Raw genomic sequence first — 24,084 nt, forward strand, 5'->3', positions numbered from 1 at the left:
CCCTCATAAATTTACAAGGAGCAGCTAAATGGCAGTGATTGCAGTTGTTGATTACGATATGGGAAATTTGCACTCTGTTTGCAAAGGATTAGAAAAAGCTGGGGCGACTCCTCTGGTTACTTATTGTTCTCAAGAGTTGGCAAAAGCAGATGCTATAGTTTTGCCAGGGGTGGGAGCATTTGATCCGGCGGTACAACATTTACGATCGCGTGGTTTGGAACAACCGATTAAAGATGCGATCGCCTCTGGTAAACCGTTCCTGGGTATTTGTTTAGGATTACAAATTTTGTTTGAATCCAGCGCCGAAGGAACTTTACCAGGATTAGGAATTGTGCCAGGAAAAGTCCGCCGGTTTCGTTCTGAACCGGGGATGACGATTCCCCACATGGGTTGGAATCAACTCCAACTCAACCAGCCAAAAAACCTTTTATGGGAGCATTTACCTATAGATCCTTGGGTTTATTTTGTCCATTCTTACTATGTTGAACCGACAAATCCCCAAGTGCAGGCGGCGACTGTGACTCATGGTGATCAAAGTTTTACAGCAGCGATCGCTCATGAAAATCTCATGGCTGTCCAATTCCATCCTGAAAAATCATCAAATGTGGGATTGCAAATCCTCTCTAATTTTGTGGCTCAAGTCCGTGAAAAAGTTTTTGCTTAACAAAAGTTTGCAATATTTTCAGGTGTTTATTTACTCAAAATCCAAAATCGGATGATCTTGATGGTATGGTCCTATTTCTCTCTAGGGTCAATCTAAAATCCAAAATCCAAAATCTAAAATTGAATAATGAGTCTAAGAATCTACGGGAATCGTCTGCTTAAAACTTTACCAGGTGAACATACCAGACCTACCAGTGCGCGAGTCCGGGAAGCATTGTTTAATATTTGGCAGGGGAGAATCAGTGGTTGTCGCTGGTTAGATTTGTGCGCCGGTAGTGGTTCTATGGGTGCGGAGGCTTTGTGCAGAGAAGCCAGCGTCGTGATTGGCATTGAACAATCAAGTCAAGCTTGTGCCATCATCCAAGAAAATTGGCAACAGGTAGCCAAACCAGAACAGAAATTTCAGCTATTACGGGGAAATATTACTCAACAGTTAAAAAAATTATCAGGTCAAAAATTTGACAGAATATATTTTGACCCACCTTATACTAGTGGATTATATGAATCAGTATTACAAGCGATCGCTCAATATCAGCTTTTAGATTCCCAGGGAGAAATAGCAGTCGAACATCGTCACCAAGATTGGACACCACTAACTATCCCCAACTGGGAAATCTGTCGGCAAAAAAGCTATGGTAAAACAGCTTTAACATTTTATCAGGAACAGGGAATTGGTAATGGGTAATTGGTAATGATTTCCCCCCTGCCTCCTCCCTGCCTCTTCCCTGACTCATCAATCAATATCAGCCGCCCAATTCTGTAGGACGCTTATATTGTCTATAGGCAGCGTAAAATAAACCGCTTAAAGTCACAAAAACTAAACCAAGCACAATACCTGATAGTAGGGGTTCAACCACTGTAAAGCTCCTTGTTGCAATTATTGAAAGATTTGATTCCTGTTTTTCATTTTACCAAATTTTGCATTAATCCCGCGTTCCATAGTAGCTTTAAATATGAATACTAGATAAAAACTATCATTTGTACTTGCGAACACAATCAAGAAATTTTAAGCTATGTGTAGGAAATGAAAACTTGCACATTGTCAAAGCAAACCTTTTGGATAACCAGCTAATCAAACCTGAAACCCTCATTCAACAGATCGTTATCTTCATCGTAGCGATACTGATAGCCCTCCCATTGATCCTGTTTGGGATTGAGATCGTCAAAGCCTCCGATCCTTATGTTAAAAGTGTTCTATCCCGTCAAGGCAACCCAGTCCAGGGGAAAGCTATTTTTCAAATCAACTGTGCTGGTTGTCATGGTTTAGACGCAACCGGACTAGTTGGTCCAAGTTTACATGAAATCTCCAAATATAAATCCCGCTATGGACTAATTCATCAAGTAACTAGCGGGGAAACTCCCCCCATGCCCAAATTCCAGCCCAGTATCCAAGAAATGGCAGACCTTTTAAGCTATCTAGAAAGTCTATGAATAGTTGTGCATAATTACAGGAGAAAGAAGAAAGAAGAAGGAGTACAATTCTGGAGATTGCTATATTCTTGGATGTCCAGAGGTTTGATTAAAAGTTTTTATCAGATTTTTCATATAAAAACCATTTCTCAACGCAAAAGTAAATTGAGAACTTTATGCCAAATTTAGTTAAAAGTAAATCCCACCGCCGACTAAAACGCCAACTACTTATGGTGATGCTGGTGATTTTTGCTTGGAGTGTGGCTATAGGCTGGATATTGGGATTTGTCACTAGCGCCCACAGTGCAACCCCGGTGGACTCAATTGTGACTGTTGATGTCATACCAGCACAATATCAACCAGGACAAGAACTGTATTTAGAAAACTGCTCATCTTGTCACATCGCATTACCACCTGCTGTATCTCCTAGTCAAACCTGGAAAAATCCAGGACTATGGCGCACAAATTAAGCCCTTAGATAAGTTTTCACATCTTTTGGTATCAAAATATCTTTACACCTTTTCCCGTGTCCAACTACAAGAGGAAGCAACACCCTATCGTCTCAATGACTCTCGTTATTTTAAGGCTTTGCATCCTGGTGTTAAATTACCCAAACTATTGGGGCTGATAAGTATAATTTCCGCAGCCTCAGTGCAGAATGGGAGTAGAGTTAGGGGGCAGGGAGAAATAATTTAATGACAACTGACTAATGACTAATGACAACTGACTAATGAAGCAGTTTAAATATTAAGATATTAATTGAAATCTATGATTGTATAAAGGCGACAGGTTTGCTTTCATTTGGTTTTTGAGTAAATTCTCATTTTACACCCATCCCTAAGCAAAAGGGCTGGGTTAGATTAAGTGTCTATAATCGAATAACCAAAGCTTTAATCTCCATTCCTCTTGATTTAATTCTATAAACTGCCATGCTAAAACTTTTGTTGGGCGATCCCAACGCTCGTAAACTTAAAAAATACCAACCTTACATTACAGAAATTAACCTCTTAGAGGAAGATATTAAGCCGCTGTCTGATGAACAGTTAAAAGCTAAAACCGTCGAGTTTAAACAACGGTTGGCTAAAGGCGAAACTCTAGATGATATTTTACCGGAAGCCTTTGCTGTGGTTCGGGAATCGGGGCGGCGTGTCTTAGGATTACGTCACTTTGATGTACAGTTGCAGGGTGGGATAATTCTGCATACTGGACAAATTGCCGAAATGAAAACCGGTGAGGGGAAAACTTTGGTAGCTACCTTACCAAGTTATTTAAATGCCCTGACTGGTAAGGGTGTCCACGTAATTACTGTGAATGATTACCTGGCGCGTCGGGACGCGGAATGGATGGGTCAGGTACACAGGTTTTTGGGGTTAAGTGTGGGGCTAATTCAGTCCACTATGACCCCCAGCGAGCGCCAAAAAAATTATGCGTGTGATATTACCTATGTCACCAATAGCGAGATTGGCTTTGATTATCTCCGGGATAATATGGCTACATCTATGGCTGAGGTGGTGCAACGTCCGTTTAATTTCTGTGTGATTGACGAGGTAGACTCGATTTTAGTTGATGAGGCGCGAACTCCATTAATTATTTCTGGTCAGGTGGAAAGACCGACAGAAAAATACCTGCAAGCGGCGGAAATTGCTTTTAGTCTCAAAAAAGATGAGCATTACGAAGTTAATGAAAAGGATCGTAACGTTCTCTTGACAGATGAGGGTTTTGCTGAATCGGAAAATCAGTTGGGTGTGACAGATTTATTTGACCCGGAAGACCCTTGGGCGCATTTTATGTTTAATGCGATTAAAGCCAAGGAATTGTTTCTCAAGGATGTAAATTATATTGTCCGCAATGATGAAGTGGTGATTGTGGATGAGTTTACGGGTCGGGTATTACCGGGCAGACGGTGGAGTGATGGGTTGCATCAGGCAATTGAAGCGAAGGAACACGTAGAAATTCAGCCAGAAACCCAAACTTTGGCGACTATTACCTATCAAAACTTATTTTTGCTGTATCCCAAATTGGGGGGAATGACGGGAACGGCGAAAACGGAAGAGGTGGAATTTGAAAAGATTTACAAACGGGAAGTCACGATTATTCCCACTAACCGGATTAGAAGACGGGAAGACTTGTCTGATATGGTGTTTAAGACTGAACCAGGGAAGTGGAGAGCGATCGCTAAAGAATGTGCCGAAATGCACGAAAATGGTAGACCTGTGTTAGTGGGGACAACCAGTGTCGAAAAATCCGAACTTCTCAGCCGACTCCTCAAGGAAATGGATATTCCCCATGAGTTGCTTAACGCTAGACCAGAAAATGTGGAACGGGAAGCGGAAATTATTGCCCAAGCTGGACGCAGTGGGGCTGTAACTATCGCTACCAACATGGCAGGACGGGGTACAGATATTATCCTGGGTGGTAATTCCGAGTATATGGCGCGGTTGAAACTACGGGAATACTTTATGCCCCGCATTGTCAGCCCTGAAGATGATGAATTTGGCGTACAAAGGGCTTCGGGACTACCTATGGGTGGTAGCGGTGGTGGACAAGGCTTTGTTCCTGGTAAAAAGGTGAAAACTTGGCGGGCTTCTCCAGAAATTTTTCCCACTCAATTAACCAAGGAAACAGAACAGCTTTTAAAAGCGGCTGTAGAGGTGGCTGTTAAGGCTTACGGTGAACGGAGTTTACCGGAGTTGGAAGCAGAAGATAAGGTGGCTGTGGCGGCGGAAAAAGCCCCGACAGATGATGTGGTAATTCAGAAGTTGCGGGAAGCTTACCAACAGGTTAAGCATGAGTATGAAGAGTTTACCAGCCGCGAACATGATCAAGTGGTGGAACGTGGCGGTTTGCACGTTATTGGAACGGAACGACACGAATCACGACGGATTGATAATCAATTACGCGGACGGGCGGGAAGACAAGGCGACCCAGGAACTACCAGATTTTTCCTCAGTTTAGAGGATAACCTATTACGAATCTTTGGGGGCGATCGCGTTGCCGGCTTGATGAATGCTTTCCAAGTGGAAGAAGATATGCCGATTGAGTCGGGAATGTTAACCCGCAGCTTAGAGGGCGCACAGAAAAAGGTCGAAACCTATTACTACGACATCCGTAAACAGGTGTTTGAGTATGATGAGGTGATGAATAATCAACGTCGGGCGATCTATGCGGAACGTCGCCGGGTATTGGAAGGTCAAGACTTGAAGGAACAGGTGGTTAAATACGCGGAAAAAACGATGGATGACATTGTTGATTATTACATCAACCCTGATTTACCTTCGGAAGAATGGGAATTGGATAAGTTGGTGGATAAGGTGAAGGAGTTTGTTTACCTGTTGGCTGATATGCAGTCTAGTCAGTTGGAGGATATGGTGGTGGTGGAAATTAAGGCTTTCCTCCATGAACAGGCGCGAATTGCCTATGATATGAAGGAATCACAAATTGACCAAATTCAACCAGGTTTAATGCGTCAAGCGGAACGGTTCTTTATTCTCCAACGCATAGATACTTTATGGCGGGAGCATCTGCAACAAATGGATGCTTTGCGTGAGTCGGTTGGCTTGCGTGGTTATGGGCAAAAGGACCCACTGATTGAGTATAAGAGTGAGGGTTATGAGTTGTTCTTGGATATGATGGTGAATATCCGCCGTGATGTGGTTTATTCTCTGTTTATGTTCCAGCCTCAAGCGCAGCAAACTGCTGAGATGGTTTAAGGTAATATTTTCACGCGGAGACGCACAAGGCGCAGAGAGTTTTTTCTGCGTCTTTGTTTTATGTTGAGTAGGGGAGTTAGGGCAAAATGTGGTATAACCCACATTCAGCATGAGTAAATATACTCAAAATATTTTTCCCAGCAGGTTATTTTGTCAAAAAAAGAATTTCATAAAACAGCTAAAACCCAATCATAATGACCAGTTCATGCTTTTTGCTATCTAGGTCGGTATTCAATGAATTTAATCTCAAACCAACTAATTTATTGACATTATTCTCAATAAACTTGATTCGAGCTTTAAATATATCGGCGATGCCTTCGGCGCGGCGTAGCCATCGCTCTAATATAGAATTGCGTGTCATTGTCTGAAAGCCTTGTTATCATTGGGTTATGGATAATTCCGAAAATTCAAAAAACACCTGCGGAATGTGGGGTATAAGATTGGCAAATTGTATAAAACCCACATTCCGCACCCTGAACTGTCACATATCAAAAAAGCCTAGCGAGTAGTACATAATAACTAAAAATCATTCGAAGGGTAAGAGGCTTAATGATAGTAAGTAGCATTAAGCTGGGCATGGAGTGAGAAAGTGGAACTTCGTAACGGGACTGAAAGAAAGAGAAAATTCGATATGATTAAAAAATTAATTGTTCACAAAAGCAAGAAATGAGAGAATCACAATAGAACAAGTAGAGGAATCTGTTGTGAAATTAAAACCCCAAGAAATAGAAATTCAAAACATAGATCATCTAGGGATAGTAGCAGGGATGATAGATTCAATCGGAATAGTAGAAATAATAAATGAATTAATAGGAGTTGAAAAAGACGAGAAAGTAAGTGCAGGTCAAGTAGTAAAAGCCATGATAATAAACGGGTTAGGATTTGTATCGAAACCCTTATATATGTTTCCCCAATATTTTGAAACAATCGCCTGTGAACATCTAATAGGAGCAGGAGTAAAACCAGAATATCTCAACGACGATAAACTGGGGAGAGTTATGGATAAACTATTTATCAAAGGATTGGATACACTATTTTTTATCATAGCCTTAAAAGCAGCACAAAAATTTGGAGTATCACTGTCAACGTCGCATTTAGACTCATCATCAATACACGTGCATGGGCAATATAATACAAGTTTACCAGAAGTAATATTTGAGAATCAAAAAGTAGGAAATAACCAAGAATTAGAAGAATTAGCAGTAAAATCACCAAAAGAGATAACCATCACCTACGGTTATTCCCGTGACCATAGACCAGATTTAAAACAATTCATCATAGAAATGAAATGTTCAGGAGATGGAGACATACCAATATTTTTAAAACTAGCATCAGGAAACCAAACAGATTCATCATGCTTTGGTCAAATAGCAGTAGAATATCAAAAACAATTAGAAGTTAATAGTCTCATCGTTGCTGACGCTGCTTTATATACAGAATCAAACCTGAAAATGATGTCAGAATTACGTTGGTTATGTCGAGTACCATTAAGCATAAAAGCAGCAAAATCATTAATATCAACATTACCAGAATCAGAATTTATTGATAGTACAATACCAGGATATAAATTAGCATCAAAAACCGAAAATTATGCAGGGATAGAACAAAGATGGTTAGTAGTGCAAAGTCAAGAAAGAAGAGAATCAGACCTGCGTAAGCTCAGACAAAAAATTACCAAAGCAGAATCAAAAGCTGTGAAAGATTTGAAAAAGTTATCACAAGAGAGATTTGCTTGTGAGGCTGATGCTATCAAGGCATTATCAAAATTATCAAAACAATTCAAATATCATCAAATTAACGAAATTTTGGTTACTCAAATCAAATTTAAGACAAAAGATTCTTCAGAAGAAATATCTTACCAAATATCAGCTACAGTTTCCGAAAATGAAAGTAAAATTAATACAGAATTGCTGAGTGCAGGACGTTTTATTATTGCTACGAATGTTTTAGATTCAAATGAACTTAGCAATGATTCCATGCTGAGTGAATATAAAGCTCAACAGTCTTGTGAGCGGGGGTTCGGTTTTCTTAAAGACCCATTATTTTTTGCAGACAGTATTTTTCTCAAAAGTCCTGAGAGAATAGAGTCTCTGGGAATGATTATGGGTTTATGTCTACTGGTTTATACTTTGGCTCAACGTCAAATTAGAAATGCTCTGAAAGATTCTAAATCAACAATTAAAAATCAATTAGGTAAAGCAACTGACCGTCCTACTTTACGCTGGATTTTTCAATGCTTTCAGTGTATTCATTTAGTTGAATATAACAACGAACAACACGTCTCTAATTGGACTCAAGATAGGGATTTTATTCTGAATCTTTTACCAGATGATTGTTTTCATTACTATCAATTAGCCACTTAATTCTTCTCTCCATTAATTTAATTAATATCAGATTTAGGAGCTAATCTGTTTGATTTATTGCTCTATTTTACTATGTCTATAATTTCGTTTTTTACTTCAATTTATTAGTCTAACTTATAATCTGTATCTTGAATATCTTCATTTATTTATCTTTTTCTCCCTCTGGGTGGTGTTCATTCTTGTTGCTCCTTATTGACAATGGGTTTTGATGCCATTTTTGGTGTTTTTCTTTTTTGCCAATGTATTTTCTCGATAATATGTTATTTTTTATTCTCAATTTTATTTCTTGCCTATGTAATTCCACTCCTGTGACAGTTGGGGTGCGGAATGTGGGATAAAATACTAGTTTATGATTAACTTTTAATCACAAATTACTCATGAAACTGACTATATCCACAAGGGGATTGCGGGAAGGCTGGGAGCCGCGTCTCTTTAGAGCGCGGGGGAAAGCCTACCCGTGCGGTTTTAACCGCTGCCAATATTCTCAACTATGATGCGGGTCATTAATATATCTTTCTATTGTGTCGGCGGCAACACTCCCCGCAGTTGAAAAGAAATAGCTACTAGTCCAAAGTGACGGTAGCTTTTTTAATTCTGGAAACTCTTTTCTTAGATAATTAGATGAGCGTCCTTTAAATGCTTTAACTACCTGAAATATTGCATCGGTTGGATGAATCTCTACAAATAAATGAATATGACCTGGCGCAACTTCTAACGCACGAATATTCCAGTCTTTTTCAATAGCTAATGCCGAAAATATCTCAAAAATCCTATCTCTGATTTTCCCAACAAGTACCTTCTTTCGGCGTTTAGGTATCCAGACTAGATGAATCACGCTCAACCCGACAGCGTGATTATAATGCCGATATTCATAAGAACTTTTTTTCATAGATTTTAGCTATTGACTTCCTTTTAATTGGAGATTAACATAGTTATATCATCAATTACATCAACAAAATAAACCTGTGCAAATACGCTGGAGATTCAAGCTAAAACCGAATATTGGGCAACAAGCCTTAATGTCTGAGTGGCTTGTTACTTTGCGGAAACACAGAAATTATTGTTTGGCAGAACGTCAGCGCGGTTTTGAGACTAATAACCAGAAATCAGATGAGTCCGTGATGTACTATTATGGTGCATTCTCAGACTTAGATAGTCGAATTGAATATGGTTCTTATTGCCCTTTGACCTGCCCTATTGTTAAACATGGCATCATGTATGCTGAGTTAACAAAAAATAGCAAAAAGCATGGTTTAATCTGGGGTAACGCGACTGATATTCAAAGTAAAAGAACAACTGAATTACGTTCTGAGTCTGAATGGTATAGCCGAATTAATTCAGATGTTTTACAAGGCAATTTAGCTAAATTAGATATTGCTTATCACGGATTTTTTCAACACAAAAGGGGTTTCCCTGCGTTTCGTAAAGCAGCTAACTTTAAAACTTTTCAATTCAAGCCAGGACAAGTAAAATTAACCGTTAATCGTGAATCTAATCAGCCAAGATGCTATTCCCATGCCTACTTTCCTGGACTGGGGACTATGCGCTATTTTGATAGTCGTACTATTCCAGTAGATGCTGACATTAGAACGGTAACAGTAATTCAAGAAGCTGATGGCTGGTACATGAGTGTATTGCTCAACTTGCCTGAATCTTTACCTGAAGTTACAGGAATTGAAACCGTTAAGTCGGCAGTAGGTATTGATGTAGGAATTAATAAATTAATTTCTTTGTCTGATGGTTCGTTTATTGAAAATCCTCATCTGGCAACTAATAAGAAAATTCGCCGTCAATTAAGAATTAGACAGCGCCGAGTTAATCGTAAAGTCAAGGGTTCTAACAATCGCAAAAAAGCTGGGAAAATAGTTGCCAAGCTACATAAAAAAATTGCAGATAAGCGAAATGATCATCAATGGAAAGCAGCTAATAAAGTTGTTAACACCGCTGAGGCAATTGTCCAAGAGCATCTAAATGTTAAGGCTATGAAGTCCCGCTGCAAACCCAAAAGGCAGCAAGGACGATTTATGGCTAATGGTCAATCTGCAAAACGTGGATTAAATCGCTCTATTTCTGATGCCAGTTGGGGCGAATTATTTTCTAAGATTGCTTGGCTGGCATTGAAGTCTGGTAAGCCAGTATTATCCGTTCATCCTAAATTTACTTCTCAAGAATGTTCGGCTTGTCATCATATTAGTAAAGCTAATAGAGATGGCGAAAAGTTCATTTGTGAACATTGTGGTCATATTGACCATGCTGATACTCAGGCTTCTCGGACAATTTTACGAAGAGCTAATTTAAAATTTGTCAGCAAAGACACTAAAAACCTACCGGGGGACTCTCGGAAAGTTACGCTTGTCAGAGATGATTCTGCCAGTAATGGCAAACAGGATCAGGGCAAGAACCGTACATCTAAGGTAATACCTGAAAAGCGGATATTATTCGAGCAGTTGTCTTGACAATTATTCGATTAAGAATCCCCGCGTCTTTAGACCGGGGAGTGTCAAAACCACCAATGAGACTACAGAAAAAATAGATTTAGTCTTGCTGGTTAAGGCTATTACTGGCTTTTTGCAGAGCGATCGCTATCTCACCGAATCAGAGCTAAAATTCAAAGTAGGTGGTCAAGGTGTGAATGCTGATATCAACCTCAAAACCAAAACCATTGTCCAGTCAGATCAAAAGTTTCGCTCAGAAATCGCTACTGTAGGAACTACAGGTGAAATCAAACCTTTGACTGTAATAGTTTCTGACGGTAAACAGGTTTGGATTCACAGACCTGATTTAAAGCAATATGCTGTCACTACTTATCAAAAGTTCGATAAATCAGGGGATGGAATTTTTATGAGTATATCATCCTCAGCATTTTTAAATATTCCTGCTAAGGAAAGAAAACAGATTGCTAATAGTAGTTTATCAGATAAAAATGTTTTGTCTTATCTTGTTTTGGCTATTGATGGAGTAATTAAAGGAAATCAAGCTACTGTAGATACTGATTCTTTCTATGTCTATCATTACAAAGATGCTAAAGAGGGATTTACATTTAGTGCTTTTGTGCAACCAGACAATGCTAACCTCAAACAAGTACAGTTAGTTGGTAAAAGTGAAGGATTAGATATCATGTTAACTGAAAAAATCCTCAATAGAATCGCAAATCCTAATGTCACTCCCCAGTCTTTCACCTTTTCACCACCAAGAGGAACTAAAAAAGTTAAATCACTCTCTATTACGCCTTTTTAAAGATTTAAAGTACCTTTTTACTTGTCTGTAGAGAGGTAAGAAATATGAATTAAATAAAGTGCAAAAGTAGGGTGTGTTAGCGACAGCGTAACGCACCATTTCAGGTTAAGTCAGAATTGCAGGTTATTAAATTTGCGTTCCTAAGCTGTTTTTTAAGTAAGGGACTTCCAAGAAATAAATTATCCTGATTAACGAACCACGGAGGCGCAGAGGACACAGAGGAATAAGGGTTTTGAGATGAAAATTCCCTATCAGATATAAAATATAAGAATTGAATAAAGGTTAAATATGCGATTACTACACACAATGCTTCGCGTCGGTAATTTAGAAGAGTCCTTAACATTTTACTGTGATGTATTGGGAATGAAGTTACTCCGACGTAAAGATTATCCAGCGGGAGAATTTACCCTGGCTTTTGTCGGTTATGGAGAAGAAAGTGATCATTCCGTTTTAGAACTCACCCACAACTGGGGCGTAGAAAAGTATGATTTAGGTAGTGCCTATGGTCATATCGCTTTGGGTGTGCATGATATTTACGCTACCTGTGAGACTATTGGGAAACTGGGTGGTAAGGTAGTCCGAGAACCAGGCCCAATGAAACATGGTTCAACCGTAATTGCTTTTGTGGAAGACCCAGATGGTTATAAGGTTGAATTGATTCAGTTAAAAACTCCAGAATGATTTAGGGTAGAGGGTAAGAAGAGAACTTCTTTACCCATTACCCAATTCCCCCCCTAAACTTAAATTACAAGTCTAAAATCTAAAATTTTACAAATGCAGCCTACAGATCCTGATAAATTTACTGATACAGCCTGGGAAGCGGTAACAAAATCCCAAGACGTGGTTCGTGCTTATAAACAACAACAATTAGAAGTTGAACATTTAATTCTCGCCCTTTTAGAAGAACCCACAAGCCTAGCTACAGCCATTCTCACCCGTGCAGAAGTTGATTCTGTGCGATTCAAACAACAACTAGAGGCTTTTACCCAACGTCAACCCAAGGTTGGTAAAAGTGATCAACTTTACCTGGGGCGGAATTTAGATTTACTTTTAGATAAAGCCGATGAAATTAGAGCCAAAATGAGAGAGGAGGAAATCTCAGAAGGGCATATAATTTTAGCGTTTGGTAATGATGAACGTGTTGGTAGACGGTTATTTAAAAGCTTAAATATAGATATTGCTCAAGTAGAACTTGGGGTTAAATCTGTTCGCGCTACTCCCAAAATTAAAGCATCACCAAAGGTAGAAGCAGAAGCACCTGATGAAGCTTTAAAAAGATTTGGACGAGATTTGACAGAACAAGCAAAAGCGGGAAAATTAGATCCTGTGATTGGTAGAGATGATGAAATTCGCCGCGTAATTCAGGTATTGTCTCGACGTAGCAAAAATAACCCTGTGTTAATTGGTGAGCCGGGAGTTGGCAAAACTGCGATCGCTGAAGCATTAGCCCAAAGAATGGTGAATGGTGACGTTCCTGAATCTTTGAAGAACCGCCAATTAATCTCTTTGGATATCGGTAGTTTGATTGCTGGAGCAAAATATAGAGGTGAATTTGAAGACCGCTTAAAAAATGTCCTCCGTGAAGTTACGGAATCAAATGGACAAGTAGTTTTATTTATTGATGAACTGCATACCGTTGTCGGGGCTGGTTCTAATCAACAAGGTTCAATGGATGCCGGAAACTTACTTAAGCCAATGTTGGCGCGGGGTGAATTGCGTTGCATTGGGGCAACTACCTTAGATGAATATCGCAAATTTATTGAAAAAGATGCAGCATTAGAAAGAAGATTTCAACAGGTATATGTAGATCAACCAACAGTAGAAAATACAATTTCGATTTTGCGAGGTTTGAAAGAACGTTATGAAGTGCATCATAATGTTAAAATTTCCGATTCCGCTTTAGTCGCTGCGGCAACCTTATCAGCGCGATATATTGCTGACCGCTTTTTACCAGACAAAGCGATAGACTTAGTTGATGAAGCCGCGGCGAAATTAAAAATGGAGATTACATCCAAACCTGCGGAATTAGAAACCATTGACCGGCGTTTAATGCAGCTAGAAATGGAAAAGCTGTCATTATCTGGAGAAGAACAGAGTATTTCCCCAACAAGAGAACGATTAGAACGGATTCAACAAGAAATTGCTACTTTAACAGTCAAACAGCAAATATTTAACGAACAATGGCAAGGTGAAAAGCAGTTATTAGAAGCTATTAGCGGGCTAAAAAAAGAAGAAGATGCAATGCGGGTGCAAATTGAGCAAGCAGAGCGAGACTATGATTTAAATAAAGCTGCTCAACTCAAGTATGGTAAATTAGAGGGAGTGCAAAGAGAACGAGAAATTAAAGAAGCGAAACTTTTAGAAATGCAAACCCAAAGTTCAACTCTGTTGCGCGAACAAGTGACGGAAGCTGATATTGCCGAAATTGTGGCAAAATGGACAGGAATTCCCGTAAATCGGCTTTTAGAATCAGAAAGACAAAAATTACTGAAATTAGAGAGTCATTTACACGAACGGGTAATCGGTCAAGAAGAAGCCGTTTCCGCCGTCTCTGCGGCGATTCGTCGCGCCCGTGCGGGAATGAAAGACCCTGGGCGACCTATTGGTTCATTTTTGTTTATGGGACCAACTGGCGTGGGTAAAACCGAACTCGCCCGCGCCTTAGCTCAGTTTCTCTTTGATTCGGATGATGCTTTGGTGCGTTTAGATATGTCCGAGTACATGGAAAAACACTCAGTTTCCCGCCTTGTGGGTGCGCCTCCCGGATACGTTGGTTATGAAGAAGGGGGACAACTTTCGGAAGCGATTCGCAGACATCCTTACTCGGTGGTGCTGTTAGATGAGGTGGAAAAAGCCCATCCCGATGTCTTTAATATATTGCTACAAGTTTTAGATGATGGTAGAGTTACGGATTCCCAAGGACGGGCTGTAGATTTTCGCAATACTGTCATAGTCATGACTAGCAACATCGGTAGTGAACATATTTTGGATGTAGCTGGGGATGATTCCAAGTATGATTTGATGCGAAATAAGGTGATGGAAGGTTTGCGAAGTCACTTCCGCCCCGAATTTCTCAACCGCATAGATGATCTGATTCTATTCCACGCCCTTAATCGTGCAGAAATGGGGCATATTATCCGTATTCAACTCAAACGGGTGGAAAATCTGCTCAAAGAACAAAAAATCTCTTTTGAAATATCCCAAGCCGCTTGTGATCATCTTGTGGAGGCTGGTTATGACCCAGTTTACGGCGCACGTCCATTAAAACGTTCAATTCAGCGCGAGGTAGAAAATCCTCTGGCTACGAAGTTACTGGAAAATACTTTTGTTTCTGGTGATACTATCATCATTGATAAGGCTGAAACTGGGTTAAGTTTTAGTAAAAAACTTTAAATGAATTTGCATTAATAAATAGGGGGCTTTCTATGGAACTTATTTCTTCATTAGGAATTACAGGTTCGCAATATCTTTCCAAGGAAAGATTTATTAGTTATCATCATCAGTCGCGGTTATTGTTTTCCTTGGGTAGTCAAGTTAAAAATGTTCTAGAAATTGGTATTTTTAATTCTTTGTTTACAGAAATACTCAAACAAAATAACTATAACGTCACTACGGCGGATATTGACCCCAATCTCAAGCCAGATATAATCTTGGATTTGACAGCGGATTTTACACTACCACAAGACAAGTTTGATGCAATTGTTCTGTTTCAAGTATTAGAACATTTTCCCTACGAGAAATCAGAATTAGCATTGCAAAAACTCGCCGCAGTTACTAAGAAATATTTAGTGATTTCTATTCCCAATACTACTCAATATCTGTCATTACAAATCAAAACTTCCTTTTTGCTTAAAGCCAGACATTTACTCTGGAAAATTCCCCTATTTTGGAGTACAACACCACTTTGTGATCAACACTATTGGGAATTGGGATTGAAAGGATATCCCAAAAAGCGGTTTTTGGAATCTGTCGCTAAAGCTGGTTTGATAGTGAAGGAAGAATATGTTGATCCTACTTTCCCATATCATTACTTTTTGATTTTAGAAAAAATATAAATGCGATCGCTCATTCTAAGATCATCAGAATATCCTTGTCTATCTACTCGGTTTTCTTTTTGGTGGGACGGTTCCATTCTGATTTTTTCTTGAAACCTACTGCTTGGGCTGCATCACTATGATTTTTTCTCACGCAGAGACGCAGAGGCGCGGAGAGTTAAGTTGTCTATTTGTGAGGCAGTTCTTCCTTATCAAGTTCATGATAACATATTTAAAATGAGAAGTCAATAGCTTTATTATCTTTTTTTGGTGATGGGTTATGAATGGATGATGAGAGTATTTTTCTGGATTGTTATCTGATGCTTTGGGAATAATTGTCTGAATCAGGATGTCCAGGATTATAGGATTTATAGAATGATATGTATAAGAGTAATTGTTATGGATCATTTAGGGATTTTACTTTGATTATTGCGTCATTTTCTATCTAAGTAGTTTTCTATTTATGGTTTTTGTAGTTATTCTCAATGGTTTTTGATAAGTTATAGTGGTTCTCGGTTGAGTGAGATATAAGAACCCCACCCCCAACCCCCTCCCCGCAAGCGAGGAGGGGGCTTAAGATATATTTCATTTAGGTGCATACTGCTATGATGATGAATTACGCGAATCAAAATTAGTTTTGTGAGGGTTTCCCACAAATTGCACTATATTTATTTAACTCAAGCATGATCTTCTTCAGGATTTTAATAATTTATCAAGTATTTTGACACTTATCATCCTGTAAATCCTATAATCCTGGATATCCTGATTCAGACAATTTTATGATTGTATCGTAAACCTGTTTTTATGTATTGTCATCAGATGCGTCTGTTTGCTGTTGCAAAGATTCTCGAATAGATGACAATAGTTCAGGATTATTTTCTATTCTTTCTAGTAAGGTTAACGCTGTTTCTGTATTAAATGCGGGAAAGTTTGCTTGTTGTGCAAGTTTTTGGAGAATATCAATCAAAGTTTTTTTATTACAATGTAAAAGTCCCATTACATAAAATAACTTTACACCAACTGCTACGTTTTGTGTATCAGGATGTTCATTACCTAATCTGGTTTGATATATTGCCAATGCTTGTTGAGCTAAATTTTCAGCTTCTGAATATTTACCTTGAGATTCATACAATACTGCCAAATCATTCAGACTGGTAGCTACATTGGGATGATCATCACCTAATTGGCGTTTCCATATCTCTAAAGATTGTAAACAAAGAGGTTCAGCATCGTTGTAACGTCCTTGAGATATATATAGTGCTGCCAAATTATTTAGACTGGTAGCTACATAGGGATGATCATCACCTAATTGGCGTTTCCATATCTCTAAAGATTGTAAACAAAGAGGTTCAGCATCGTTGTAACGTCCTTGCAACCTGTACAATAATGCCAAATCATTCAGACTGGTAGCTACATTGGGATGATCATCACCTAATTGGCGTTTCCATATCTCTAAAGATTGTAAACAAAGAGGTTCAGCATCGTTGTAACGTCCTTGAGATATATATAGTGCTGCCAAATTATTTAGACTGGTAGCTACATTGGGATGATCGTCACCTAATTGGCGTTTCCATATCTCTAAAGATTGTAGACAAAGAGGTTCAGCATCATTGTAACGTCCTTGTGACCTGTACAATAATGCCAAATTATTTAGACTGGAAGCAACATCGGGATGATCATCACCTAATTGGCGTTTCCAAATATCTAAAGATTGCAAATAAAGAGGTTCAGCATCATTGTAACGTCCTTGAGATTCATACAATCCTGCCAAATTATTCAGACTGGTAGCTACAGAGGGATGATCATCACCTAATTGGCGTTTCCAGATATCTAAAGATTGCAAATAAAGAGGTTCAGCATCATTGTAACGTCCTTGTGACCTGTACAATAATGCCAAATTATTCAGACTGGTAGCTACAGAGGGATGATCATCACCTAATTGGCGTTTCCAGATATCTAAAGATTGTAAATAAAGAGGTTCAGCATCATTGTAACGTCCTTGAGATTCATACAATCCTGCCAAATCATTTAGACTGGAAGCAAGAGCATCTTGTTGTTGAAATTGAGTTTGCAAAACTATTGCTCTATTAAAATATTTTTCTGCTAGTGCTAATTCCCTTTCTCTATCTGCTGATTTTCCTGATTGCACTCGTTTAGAATATAAATTACCTAACTGGCTATAGAGAGTTTCTAGTTTACTACTATTTACTCCCCATTGGTTAACCGCTTCTACTAAAGATGCTTCTAATTGTTCTGGTGAAAAAATCGAACTTGCTTGATTATCTAGAATTACCTCAGAATTGCGATTGATTAATAACTCACCTGTAACTAAAGACGGTTCAGGCTGAAAATGAAATACACCATTACGCCAACTCCAGAAATCAGGTGCTTGCTTGGCAATTTGAGCATAAATGCGTGATGGTATCCATAAAATAATCGGCATTTTTAGTTCTCGCAATGCTTCTCGCGTCCATTGCAAATAACCAAAAAACTTTTTCAACAATTCATCTTGATTGAATGATCCTAATTTTTCTGCACCTAATACTGTGGCTATGGCATTTTCTTTTAATGTAACTTGTTGTGTGATGGCTTGCTTTAAACTAGGTTCTTGACTATCAAGATAAACTCGATAAATATTGTCAGTATATGCTAATTCCTTTTCATAATTAGCTATAATATTTTCACGCTGACGATCTGCATCACACACAGCAATGAAAATCTGTAACATCCCAATGCCAGCTTCAATTGAAACTAACAAACTCATATAAGTCTGTTCATTTGCGTTGATAATGGATTCATTGGTTAAGGTGTTCATTAAATTAATTCTTCTAACTTTAACTGTTGAATTACAAGAGGATGAAGATCATACCAACTCTCAGCATTTCTATATTCAATCACATAAACATTGTGGAGCAAATCAAGAAATTCTTGCTGTTTAGGATCATCAGGGCGATAATTCGTATATGTTTGTTGTAAAATCTCTCGGTCAGTTTTGCTCAAAGTAATTGTCATATCATTTCGCAAAATATCAAGTGCTTGCTGCAAAATTGTCGCATCAATTTGCACATCATCAATCGGTTCTAGCTTTCTGGCTTTTTTTCTTAACTCTACTAATACTAAACTACAACATTTCTGAGCAATGCGAACCAATTCCCGAATTACACCACCACTAGATAAAGCAATCTCCAGCAAAATATCATCTGCTAATAAAGTGCTGTCAATTCGTTTCCGCAAAATCTCCTGTAATTTAGCTATTGTTGCAGTTACAGGTTGAGCTTCATTTTTATGACTTTCACCTTTAGGATAAACTTTTAAAACAGGCATTACAAAAATCGGATTACTCGTTTCATCTTCGATATGTCTTTTTAAAACACCATCACGAATTGTGGCAATAGGAATTGTATAAATAACAAAGAAATTAGGTTGTAATAGTGCTTTAATATTTTTGAGAAATATACTTTCAATAGCTGCTAAATCTAGTTTATCTAAATCATCAATAATTACCACAATCTCTTTTTTACAAGCTAAAGAAACTTCTGTAGCAATCAGATTGAGAGTATCTATTAAATCTCGAAAATCACGTTTAAATTTAGTTTCTATAACTTCGCGGATACTTGCTTCAGCCTTTAACTTGCTTTTCAGAAAACTCCAAAAATCAAAACCTACTTCTAATTCAGCCCCAATTTTACTTTCTTCAATTTCTGTGCGTTCTTGAAACCAATTAAAAAATCTTTGTTTTTTGTTAGCATCAATCTCAATTTTTTGCTCCTCCGCTTTATCCATAATTTGGACAGCAATAGCAAAAAGAATATTAATGTGATTGATGGCTGTAGCTTCAATTAAATCAGATATAGAAAAGAAGATTGTCAGATAATTATCGTCAAATTCTCTGGCAAATTCTGCCAACAATGTAGACTTACCACAACCGCGATGTCCTGCAAAAATTAGTTGATTGGTATAATCATTACCATCCAAAACTCTCTGTTCTAATTCTGCAATGAAATCATCACCATAAGGAACTCGAAAATCTGCGGTTTCTTCTGTTGTTACCAAAGGTTGCAATTGCAGATTACGAAATGCTTTTTGAAACGCCTCAATCCGATCAGTTGCCATTGTTTATGCTCCTTATATGTTGACAGTTTTTATGTTATGTCAGTTATATCAATTTTATCTATCTAAAATCAATAGGAGTGTGTAATAGATAATTCTTATTCCACAAATCGGATAATACTGCTAATACCCTCACATTAATGCTAAAATTCACTATATTACGCAGTTGGGCTTTACCACTGTCTTTAGTCTTCAGTCCCCAGTCTAGCATGATGGTAGTGTAATCCGAATCATAATGAAGAGGTATTCCTGACCCCAAAAGCGATAAAATCACGGAAAATTGATTTTCATAAAATATATCTGCAAGTAAAACCGACGGATAACTATGTTAGAACAAGGCAATATCAGTATTCATACCGATAATATTTTCCCGATTATCAAGAAGTCTCTCTACTCAGATCATCAAATCTTCTTGCGGGAACTGGTATCCAACGCAGTAGACGCTATCCAAAAGTTAAACATGGTATCCCGCGCTGGGGAATACAATGGCGAAATTGGCGAACCAGAAATTACCATTAGCATTGATAAAGACAACAAAATCCTCTCCATTACTGATAATGGCATTGGAATGACCGCAGAGGAAGTCAAAAAATATATTAACCAAGTTGCTTTCTCTAGTGCTGAAGAATTTATTCACAAGTATGAAGGTAAAGCAGATCAACCAATTATCGGTCATTTCGGTTTAGGTTTCTATTCTTCCTTCATGGTAGCGAAGCAAGTAGAGATTGATACTCTTTCCTATCAAGAAGGCGCACAAGCTGTGCGTTGGACTTGTGATGGTTCACCTAAATTTGTTTTAGATGAATCTCCTCGCACCACTCGTGGAACTACAATTATTCTCACCTTGGAAGGGGAAGAAGAGGAGTTTCTCGAACCAGCACGAATTAGGAATCTTGTCAAGACTTACTGCGATTTCATGTCAGTTCCCATTAAAATGGATGGGGAAGTTTTAAATAAACAACAAGCTGCATGGCGGGAATCTCCCACTAATCTCACCAAGGAAGATTATTTAGAGTTTTACCGCTATTTGTATCCTTTCCAAGAAGAACCTTTGCTGTGGGTGCATTTGAATACAGATTATCCCTTTGTGATTAACGGGATTTTGTATTTCCCGAAAATGCGTCCTGATGTGGATGTAACCAAGGGACAAATTAAGTTATTCTGCAATCAGGTGTTTGTCAGTGATAACTGTGAGGAAATTATTCCCCAGTTTCTAATGCCCATGCGGGGCGTGATTGATAGCACTGATATACCTTTAAATGTATCACGGAGTGCATTGCAAGGCGATCGCACTATTAGAAGAATTGGCGATTATATAGCCAAAAAAGTTGGTGATAGACTCAAAGAGTTATACCGTGATGACCGCGAACAATACGTAACAGCCTGGAAAGACTTAGGAACATTCGTGAAATTTGGCGTTCTCAACGATGAGAAATTCAAAAAACAAGTTGAAGACATTATCATCTTCCGCAGCACAGCCAAATTAGAAGCCCCTGTAGCCGACACCCCATCCGTTGAAGTCCAATCTACCGATGGTGATGCGTGGCAAGATGTTACCCCAGCAACCGCGACCAGCATCCCCTACACCACCCTGAAAGAATACTTAGAACGGAACAAAGAACGTCACGAAAATAAGGTATTCTACAGCACAGATGCAGCCAGTCAAGCCACTTATATTGAACTCCACAAAAATCAAGGTTTAGAAGTCCTCTATATGGACTCCTTCATTGATACCCACTTCATCAACTTCCTAGAACAAGAATATCGAGATGTCAAATTTACACGGGTAGACTCTGACCTCGATAATACCCTCCTCGATGACAAAACTGGCGAAATTGTTGACCCCACCACCAACAAAACCAAAGGAGAAGTCATTAAAGAACTATTTGAGAAAGCCCTCAACAAGCCAAAACTCAACATCCGCACCGAGTCCTTGAAATCAGACGACCCTCAAGGAACACCACCGGCAATGGTATTATTACCCGAATTTCTCCGCCGGATGCGAGAAATGAGTGCTATGATGCAGCAGCAAACCGTCGAATTCCCCGAAGAACATATTTTACTAGTAAATACTGCTCACCCGTTAATTCAAAACTTGGTTAATCTCAGTCAAGGTAGTATTATTCAGGGTGATGGGGAGTCACAATCTAGTCAATTAGTAACAATGATGTGTCAGCACGTTTATGACTTAGCACTGATATCGCAAAAAGGCTTTGATGCAGATGGGATGAAATCCTTTGTCGAACGTTCCAATGACGTACTCACCAAGCTAACAGAACAAGCCAGCAAATAAACAGCCAGATAACCGACTTCTCGCAGAAGTCGGTTATAACACTTGATTTTTTTAGAGATTTTCTTGATGGTTAATATAAGAACGAAGCACAGTATTAATCATTGATTGATAGCCTTTTCCCTGGTGCTTAAACCATTCCAAAACGTCACTATCTAAGCGAATGGAAATAGCTTTTTTAGTGATTGGTTTCACCATTTTAGCTGTTTCCCAAAAATGATCGTCTAATTCGGGAATATCAGAAGTATCAATAGCAGAATCTGGGATATTTTGGATTTCTTCAAGACGTTTCGGCGAGATATTCATAGTATTGTCTCCTTTCTTTAGGGGTGGCTTTTCGGGCTGAAATCAGACGAATTTTGCCGTTTCTTTCGGTATGGGCTACGGTGACAACAATAATTCCTTGTATTGCACCAATAGTAATTTCTCTAATTTCTTCATCATAGTCAAATCGTTCATCAATTGACGTAAAAATGATTCCCTGAAAAATTTCTTGTGCTTCCTCAAAGCTAAGTCCATGTTTTTTCTGATTTTGTTGATTTTTATGTTCGTCCCATTCAAATTCCATTAGACCTGTAGATACATTTTGTATATACACCATAGTAACATTAGTGACGAATGGTAAAGATTAAGATTTTCTCAAAAGGTCGGTAATACTTGCCATAATTCCATAGACACTAGATAATTATTCTTTTTCCCGAACTTGTTGGGATATAATGGGAAGGTTGTCTTAAAATAGAACTCTAGGAGATATTTATTATGTCCCGTCGTTGTGAACTAACTGGTAAAAAAGCCAATAACGCTTGTTCCGTTTCCCACTCCAACCGTCACACCAAGCGTCTACAGCACGTTAATCTGCAAACCAAGCGGGTTTGGTGGGCTGCTGGTAACCGTTGGGTAAAATTGAAACTTTCCACCAAGGCTATTAAAACCTTAGAATTTAAAGGTTTAGACGCAATGGCAAAAGAAGCAGGAATCAACCTCAACCATTACTAAATAATAGGGAACAGGTCAGAGGCAGGGGGCAGGGGGCAGGGGGCAGCCCTTTGATATTGATTATTCTACTTTCTACTTCCTTCTGACTCCTGACTCCTTTCATTAAACACTATTTAATTTAATTACACCCTGATCAAAAACGCGATTATTAGTACCAATAGCACTCACTTCCATTCTATCTGCATACACATCATAGGCAGCAAAACTCAAATCACTGGTTGAATATTCTGTCCATTGAGAACGACCAACTGGACGATTACCAGCACCAGCACCACAGATTAAATAGGTAGTTCCATTAATAGCGCGAGTTCGTTCATAATTATGTTCATGACCATTGATATAAAGTTGAACATTGTATTTTTTAAATAGGGGAGTAAAGGTTTTAATAAAACTTGTATTATTTCCATAATGACCAGACGAATAAATCGGATGATGACCAAAGACAACTTTCCAAGGTGCTTTACTCAGGCTTAATTCTTTATCTAGCCAAATTAATTGATTTTTCCAATCAGCATTACCATTAGTATCTAAGGCAAAAAACTGAACTTTATTTTGACTAAATGTGTAATAACGTCCCTGCATATTAAAACCAGGATATTTAACTTGGGGAACACCATTATCCGTGCGAATATCATGATTGCCTAAACAAGCATGAAACTTGACACCATTTTTTAGTAAAGGTTGATAAGGGCGTTCAAAAACTTCCTTTATTTTCTCAATTTCCCCATTATTGTAGATGTTATCACCAGCTAAAACTACCAAATTATAAGGATTTTGCTGATGATAAAAATTCATAGCATTTGCTACAGCATATTGTCCCTTAGTCCCAGTTCCTGTATCAGCAACGGATACAAAGCGCAATAATAAATCTTTTTTGACTGGTTTAGCTGCTGTTGCTGATTGTATGAGAGAATTTGAATTTGACAATTTCCCACTCAAAAATCCAGATGCTATGGTGCTAATTCCACCTAAAAACAAAAATTGACGGCGGTTAATATTCATAATTCATTAAATGGCACAATAGATGATTATAGTCAAAATATGCTTTCTATATTTCAATACCTTGTCCATTTTTCGTAGGTTGGGTTAAGCGATCGCGCAACCCGACGCATTTGTTGGGTTTCGTACCTCAACCCAACCTACAAATCAAGACTTTTTTCGATTTGGACAAGGTATTGCTATATTTCAATACCTTGTCCATTTTCTCCTTTGTTGGGTTAAGCGATCGCGCAACCCGACGCATTTGTTGGGTTTCGTACCTCAACCCAACC

The 24,084-nt window shown here is 38.5% G+C and carries 20 protein-coding genes and 1 pseudogene; 13 read left to right on the forward strand and 8 right to left on the reverse strand.

Annotated elements, in window-relative coordinates; genetic code table 11:
- Nucleotides 1–28: 28 nt before the first annotated feature.
- Both hisH and rsmD read left to right on the forward strand, forming a co-directional pair.
- On the forward strand, nucleotides 29–664 hold the full coding sequence (gene hisH, locus NG743_RS10765) for an imidazole glycerol phosphate synthase subunit HisH (RefSeq protein WP_027402806.1): 636 nt from the start codon (nucleotides 29–31) through the stop codon (nucleotides 662–664).
- 126 nt (nucleotides 665–790) lie between these two features.
- On the forward strand, nucleotides 791–1,348 hold the full coding sequence (gene rsmD / locus NG743_RS10770; protein ID WP_027402807.1) for a 16S rRNA (guanine(966)-N(2))-methyltransferase RsmD: 558 nt from the start codon (nucleotides 791–793) through the stop codon (nucleotides 1,346–1,348).
- Nucleotides 1,349–1,406: 58 nt separating this feature from the next.
- Here rsmD and petG read toward each other — a convergent pair whose 3' ends face one another.
- Nucleotides 1,407–1,520: a cytochrome b6-f complex subunit V gene (gene petG, locus NG743_RS10775; protein WP_015078754.1), complete on the reverse strand. Its 114-nt coding sequence runs from the start codon at nucleotides 1,518–1,520 to the stop codon at nucleotides 1,407–1,409.
- 199 nt (nucleotides 1,521–1,719) lie between these two features.
- On the opposite strand from petG, the gene NG743_RS10780 reads away from it, so the two are divergent.
- The 3 genes and pseudogenes from NG743_RS10780 (at nucleotide 1,720) to secA (ending at nucleotide 5,783) form a co-directional block, all read left to right on the forward strand.
- Nucleotides 1,720–2,094, forward strand: a complete 375-nt coding sequence (locus tag NG743_RS10780) for a c-type cytochrome (RefSeq protein WP_027402808.1) — start codon at nucleotides 1,720–1,722, stop codon at nucleotides 2,092–2,094.
- Nucleotides 2,095–2,249: 155 nt separating this feature from the next.
- Nucleotides 2,250–2,741: pseudogene (locus tag NG743_RS10785) on the forward strand (cytochrome C).
- 261 nt (nucleotides 2,742–3,002) lie between these two features.
- Nucleotides 3,003–5,783, forward strand: coding sequence for a preprotein translocase subunit SecA (gene secA, locus NG743_RS10790; protein ID WP_027402809.1), 2,781 nt, complete (start codon nucleotides 3,003–3,005; stop codon nucleotides 5,781–5,783).
- 178 nt (nucleotides 5,784–5,961) lie between these two features.
- Here the strand turns inward: secA and NG743_RS10795 are convergent, their stop codons facing one another.
- The gene (locus NG743_RS10795) at nucleotides 5,962–6,144 is read right to left on the reverse strand and encodes a hypothetical protein (RefSeq protein ID WP_257121965.1); all 183 of its coding nucleotides are present in this window, start codon (nucleotides 6,142–6,144) and stop codon (nucleotides 5,962–5,964) included.
- 406 nt (nucleotides 6,145–6,550) lie between these two features.
- Between NG743_RS10795 and NG743_RS10800 the strand changes: the two genes are divergently transcribed.
- Nucleotides 6,551–8,146 carry an IS1634 family transposase gene (locus tag NG743_RS10800; RefSeq protein WP_257122144.1) on the forward strand — a complete coding sequence of 532 codons (1,596 nt, stop codon included), beginning with the start codon at nucleotides 6,551–6,553 and terminating at the stop codon, nucleotides 8,144–8,146.
- A gap of 484 nt (nucleotides 8,147–8,630) precedes the next feature.
- Here NG743_RS10800 and tnpA read toward each other — a convergent pair whose 3' ends face one another.
- The gene (gene tnpA, locus NG743_RS10805; protein ID WP_193962874.1) at nucleotides 8,631–9,035 is read right to left on the reverse strand and encodes an IS200/IS605 family transposase; all 405 of its coding nucleotides are present in this window, start codon (nucleotides 9,033–9,035) and stop codon (nucleotides 8,631–8,633) included.
- Nucleotides 9,036–9,165: 130 nt separating this feature from the next.
- Here tnpA and NG743_RS10810 point away from each other — a divergent pair, with 130 nt between their 5' ends.
- The 5 genes from NG743_RS10810 to NG743_RS10830 all read left to right on the forward strand — a co-directional run bounded on the left by NG743_RS10810 (nucleotide 9,166) and on the right by NG743_RS10830 (nucleotide 15,438).
- On the forward strand, nucleotides 9,166–10,602 hold the full coding sequence (locus NG743_RS10810; protein ID WP_257121966.1) for an RNA-guided endonuclease InsQ/TnpB family protein: 1,437 nt from the start codon (nucleotides 9,166–9,168) through the stop codon (nucleotides 10,600–10,602).
- An 85-nt stretch (nucleotides 10,603–10,687) separates the two neighbouring features.
- Nucleotides 10,688–11,383 (forward strand): LolA-like protein, encoded by a 696-nt coding sequence (locus NG743_RS10815; protein WP_257121967.1) that lies wholly within the window; start codon nucleotides 10,688–10,690, stop codon nucleotides 11,381–11,383.
- A gap of 288 nt (nucleotides 11,384–11,671) precedes the next feature.
- Entirely contained in the window at nucleotides 11,672–12,064 is a 393-nt protein-coding gene (gene gloA, locus NG743_RS10820) for a lactoylglutathione lyase (RefSeq protein WP_027402811.1), read from the forward strand.
- A 93-nt stretch (nucleotides 12,065–12,157) separates the two neighbouring features.
- Nucleotides 12,158–14,776: an ATP-dependent chaperone ClpB gene (gene clpB / locus NG743_RS10825; protein ID WP_257121968.1), complete on the forward strand. Its 2,619-nt coding sequence runs from the start codon at nucleotides 12,158–12,160 to the stop codon at nucleotides 14,774–14,776.
- A gap of 32 nt (nucleotides 14,777–14,808) precedes the next feature.
- The gene (locus tag NG743_RS10830) at nucleotides 14,809–15,438 is read left to right on the forward strand and encodes a class I SAM-dependent methyltransferase (RefSeq protein WP_027402813.1); all 630 of its coding nucleotides are present in this window, start codon (nucleotides 14,809–14,811) and stop codon (nucleotides 15,436–15,438) included.
- A 781-nt stretch (nucleotides 15,439–16,219) separates the two neighbouring features.
- On the opposite strand, the gene NG743_RS10835 is transcribed toward NG743_RS10830, so the two are convergent.
- On the reverse strand, nucleotides 16,220–18,232 hold the full coding sequence (locus NG743_RS10835; RefSeq protein ID WP_257121969.1) for a tetratricopeptide repeat protein: 2,013 nt from the start codon (nucleotides 18,230–18,232) through the stop codon (nucleotides 16,220–16,222).
- A complete protein-coding gene (locus tag NG743_RS10840; protein WP_257121970.1) occupies nucleotides 18,232–19,530 on the reverse strand; it encodes a P-loop NTPase fold protein in 1,299 nt (432 codons plus the stop codon). Before NG743_RS10840 ends, NG743_RS10835 begins: the two co-directional genes overlap by 1 nt.
- Nucleotides 19,531–19,852: 322 nt before the next feature.
- On the opposite strand from NG743_RS10840, the gene htpG reads away from it, so the two are divergent.
- Nucleotides 19,853–21,820 (forward strand): molecular chaperone HtpG, encoded by a 1,968-nt coding sequence (htpG, locus tag NG743_RS10845; protein ID WP_257121971.1) that lies wholly within the window; start codon nucleotides 19,853–19,855, stop codon nucleotides 21,818–21,820.
- Nucleotides 21,821–21,871: 51 nt separating this feature from the next.
- On the opposite strand, the gene NG743_RS10850 is transcribed toward htpG, so the two are convergent.
- Nucleotides 21,872–22,123 carry a BrnA antitoxin family protein gene (locus NG743_RS10850; protein ID WP_027402818.1) on the reverse strand — a complete coding sequence of 84 codons (252 nt, stop codon included), beginning with the start codon at nucleotides 22,121–22,123 and terminating at the stop codon, nucleotides 21,872–21,874.
- A complete protein-coding gene (locus tag NG743_RS10855) occupies nucleotides 22,098–22,418 on the reverse strand; it encodes a BrnT family toxin (RefSeq protein WP_257121972.1) in 321 nt (106 codons plus the stop codon). Before NG743_RS10855 ends, NG743_RS10850 begins: the two co-directional genes overlap by 26 nt.
- Nucleotides 22,419–22,576: 158 nt before the next feature.
- Between NG743_RS10855 and rpmB the strand changes: the two genes are divergently transcribed.
- Nucleotides 22,577–22,813: a 50S ribosomal protein L28 gene (gene rpmB, locus NG743_RS10860; RefSeq protein ID WP_027402820.1), complete on the forward strand. Its 237-nt coding sequence runs from the start codon at nucleotides 22,577–22,579 to the stop codon at nucleotides 22,811–22,813.
- Nucleotides 22,814–22,915: 102 nt separating this feature from the next.
- Here rpmB and NG743_RS10865 read toward each other — a convergent pair whose 3' ends face one another.
- Nucleotides 22,916–23,815, reverse strand: a complete 900-nt coding sequence (locus tag NG743_RS10865) for a metallophosphoesterase (RefSeq protein WP_190383409.1) — start codon at nucleotides 23,813–23,815, stop codon at nucleotides 22,916–22,918.
- Between the last annotated feature and the right edge of the window lie 269 nt (nucleotides 23,816–24,084).

Source organism: Dolichospermum heterosporum TAC447, from assembly GCF_024584745.1.
Lineage (GTDB): Bacteria > Cyanobacteriota > Cyanobacteriia > Cyanobacteriales > Nostocaceae > Dolichospermum > Dolichospermum heterosporum.

What these genes read in the sequence shown, in the direction of transcription:
- tnpA (WP_193962874.1), bottom strand. Translation starts at nt 9,035, where the DNA reads ATGAAAAAAAGTTCTTATGAATATCGGCATTATAATCACGCTGTCGGG.
- NG743_RS10835 (WP_257121969.1), bottom strand. Translation starts at nt 18,232, where the DNA reads ATGAACACCTTAACCAATGAATCCATTATCAACGCAAATGAACAGACT.
- NG743_RS10840 (WP_257121970.1), bottom strand. Translation starts at nt 19,530, where the DNA reads ATGGCAACTGATCGGATTGAGGCGTTTCAAAAAGCATTTCGTAATCTG.
- secA (WP_027402809.1), top strand. Translation starts at nt 3,003, where the DNA reads ATGCTAAAACTTTTGTTGGGCGATCCCAACGCTCGTAAACTTAAAAAA.
- gloA (WP_027402811.1), top strand. Translation starts at nt 11,672, where the DNA reads ATGCGATTACTACACACAATGCTTCGCGTCGGTAATTTAGAAGAGTCC.
- NG743_RS10855 (WP_257121972.1), bottom strand. Translation starts at nt 22,418, where the DNA reads ATGGTGTATATACAAAATGTATCTACAGGTCTAATGGAATTTGAATGG.
- NG743_RS10850 (WP_027402818.1), bottom strand. Translation starts at nt 22,123, where the DNA reads ATGAATATCTCGCCGAAACGTCTTGAAGAAATCCAAAATATCCCAGAT.
- NG743_RS10830 (WP_027402813.1), top strand. Translation starts at nt 14,809, where the DNA reads ATGGAACTTATTTCTTCATTAGGAATTACAGGTTCGCAATATCTTTCC.
- hisH (WP_027402806.1), top strand. Translation starts at nt 29, where the DNA reads ATGGCAGTGATTGCAGTTGTTGATTACGATATGGGAAATTTGCACTCT.
- NG743_RS10800 (WP_257122144.1), top strand. Translation starts at nt 6,551, where the DNA reads ATGATAGATTCAATCGGAATAGTAGAAATAATAAATGAATTAATAGGA.
- NG743_RS10810 (WP_257121966.1), top strand. Translation starts at nt 9,166, where the DNA reads ATGTCTGAGTGGCTTGTTACTTTGCGGAAACACAGAAATTATTGTTTG.
- rsmD (WP_027402807.1), top strand. Translation starts at nt 791, where the DNA reads ATGAGTCTAAGAATCTACGGGAATCGTCTGCTTAAAACTTTACCAGGT.
- NG743_RS10795 (WP_257121965.1), bottom strand. Translation starts at nt 6,144, where the DNA reads ATGACACGCAATTCTATATTAGAGCGATGGCTACGCCGCGCCGAAGGC.
- clpB (WP_257121968.1), top strand. Translation starts at nt 12,158, where the DNA reads ATGCAGCCTACAGATCCTGATAAATTTACTGATACAGCCTGGGAAGCG.
- htpG (WP_257121971.1), top strand. Translation starts at nt 19,853, where the DNA reads ATGTTAGAACAAGGCAATATCAGTATTCATACCGATAATATTTTCCCG.
- NG743_RS10865 (WP_190383409.1), bottom strand. Translation starts at nt 23,815, where the DNA reads ATGAATATTAACCGCCGTCAATTTTTGTTTTTAGGTGGAATTAGCACC.
- rpmB (WP_027402820.1), top strand. Translation starts at nt 22,577, where the DNA reads ATGTCCCGTCGTTGTGAACTAACTGGTAAAAAAGCCAATAACGCTTGT.